Source organism: Brevundimonas vesicularis (assembly GCF_900445985.1).
Classification (GTDB): domain Bacteria; phylum Pseudomonadota; class Alphaproteobacteria; order Caulobacterales; family Caulobacteraceae; genus Brevundimonas; species Brevundimonas vesicularis_D.
In genome coordinates this window covers 1-2067 of the sequence record NZ_UAQP01000008.1, presented here as the reverse complement: position 1 = coordinate 2067, position 2067 = coordinate 1, and the positions used below count along the sequence as shown (strand labels likewise).

Annotated in this window: 2 protein-coding genes; both read right to left on the bottom strand. The window is 58.8% G+C overall.

Annotated features, from left to right (window positions below):
* A partial coding sequence (locus DT343_RS08895; RefSeq protein ID WP_146756724.1) for a DEAD/DEAH box helicase occupies positions 1–1292 on the bottom strand: 1292 nt, incomplete at its 3' end.
* 5 nt (positions 1293–1297) lie between these two features.
* The coding region (locus DT343_RS08890) for a hypothetical protein (RefSeq protein ID WP_112862626.1) at positions 1298–2067 on the bottom strand (770 nt) is incomplete at its 5' end.

Here is a 2067-nt window from a genome sequence, read left to right as displayed (position 1 = left end):
TCTGGGTTTTCCGATCCCTCCGTACCGTTTTCCAGCTCCGCCAGGCGCAGGCTGGCCTGCTGTTCGCCTTCTTTGAGTGCGGCAAGTCGCCGTTCCAACGTGGTGCGAATCGCCCGGGTGCTGGAGACCACCAGGCGCTGCATCAGGATCATCAGAAAGCCGATGTGGCGCTTCTTCTCGCGCAGGGCCTGGTTGTAGCCCTCGCGCACATAGTCGGTCACCGCTTCGTAAAGAAGCTGCTGCAGGTGATGACGGCTCTCCCAGGCCACCGGGGCCATCTGCGTGCGCCGGGGTTTGAAGAGCGGCTTGCCGTCGGCATCGATGGCCTTGCGCTTCTCGGTACGGATGACATACGGGGCCACCCGCTCGCGGGTGACGCTGTCCATATCCGGAAAGGCGTCGTCATCCAGCAAGCTCATCAAACGATGGAAAGCATCCGTCTTGCCCTGGTGGGGCGTGGCGGAAAGGAGCAACACATAAGGCGCGGCTTCCGCCAGGCCCTTACCGAGCTTGTAGCGGGCGACCTGGTCAGTGCTTCCGCCCAGGCGGTGGGCCTCGTCCACGATCACTAGATCCCAACCGGCGGTAATCAAATCCTCGAACCGACTGCGGTTGTATTCGGCGACCCGTTCTGCAGTCCAGCCGCGCCGCTTGTCCATGGGCTTGACCGAATCCTGGGAAACGATGACCTGATCGAACATCGACCAAGCTGAGTTCCGGTGGTCCGACCTTAAAGCCAGGCGTTGCAAGGTGCCGATGTCGTCGCCCAGCACGAGCTGGAACTGCTCATTGAAATGGGTCTGCATTTCCGCCACCCACTGGGTTGCCAACCCTTTGGGTGCGACAACAAGAACTCGCCTTACCTTTCCACGCAGCTTGAGTTCACGCATGATCAAGCCGGCTTCAATCGTCTTGCCGAGCCCCACCTCGTCGGCCAGCAGGTAGCGCACGCGGTCACCAGAGATGGCCCGGGACAAGGCGTGAATCTGGTGCGGCAGCGGGATCACATTGGACTCCATAGGAGCCAAGAGCACATGGCCCTCGGTGGCGCTGATGGAGCCTTCGAGCACCTCGGCTATCTTGGCTGCGGCGGCCACATAGGCAATGCGCCCGGCCTCGATCTCCGGCTGCAGGTCGGCACTCAGCGGCCGCAAGGCGGAGCGGGGCACGCGCACCACCGCGTCCTGGTTCGGCAACCAGACACGGCACGCCGTCTGCCCCCACAAGGTCTGTTCTTCGATGACCTTGCAGGCGCTGTTATGAACGGTGCTGTATTGCCAAACATCCTGCATCGGCATCATCCCGGAATTGAAAAATCGTTGTGATAAACCACGGACGCCAACTCGACTGTCCCGTCGGCGCACTCCCAGTAATGAAGATGGAATTCCCTATCGATATCTCGACGTTGCGCCTTATCAGAGCCACGCATTCTTTGCGGGTCATTTCCGCCTGGCCCTGTCCGAAGAGCGTGTACGGCGGGAAGATTGTGTCCTTTGATAGTCTCAATGATTGATCGGAGAATCTTGGGCGGCGTGGAGTCCCCTTGGTCGGCGCAAACCTGCTGGCACAACTCCCGGAATCTGGACCCAATGGCTGGAACAACCACGCCGCTCCAGTCAGGGGAATCACCTTGCGCAATCGCATTTTTGAACAGAGCGATTCGGACGGCGAGATCAATTCCAAGGTCGTCAGGCGCGCCAACCAGAATGGCAGATTCATCGAGACAATCGATCAGCCCTCGAAAATCGTCACAGACTAACACATCGCCTTCAAAGAACTCGGGCGGGCATGGCAAGACAGGGATATCGTCTCTGGAATGTTCGAGCTCGTGAATATGGGCTCTTACCTGAATTACCTGTTTGGGCGCTTCTCTTAGTATGAGCGAATGGCCACCAAGAGGTTGGGAGCAGTGCTTGCGTAGGACGGCGATCAACGTGATGCATCGGGCAAGATCGGACTGGAGGCCGTCATGAGTTGTCAGCCGAATAACATCCGGATCTGTTTCCAGATGTTCTGACAAGACATCTTTGACCCGATAGTAGGTTTCAAAGGATGGAGTGATCGCCA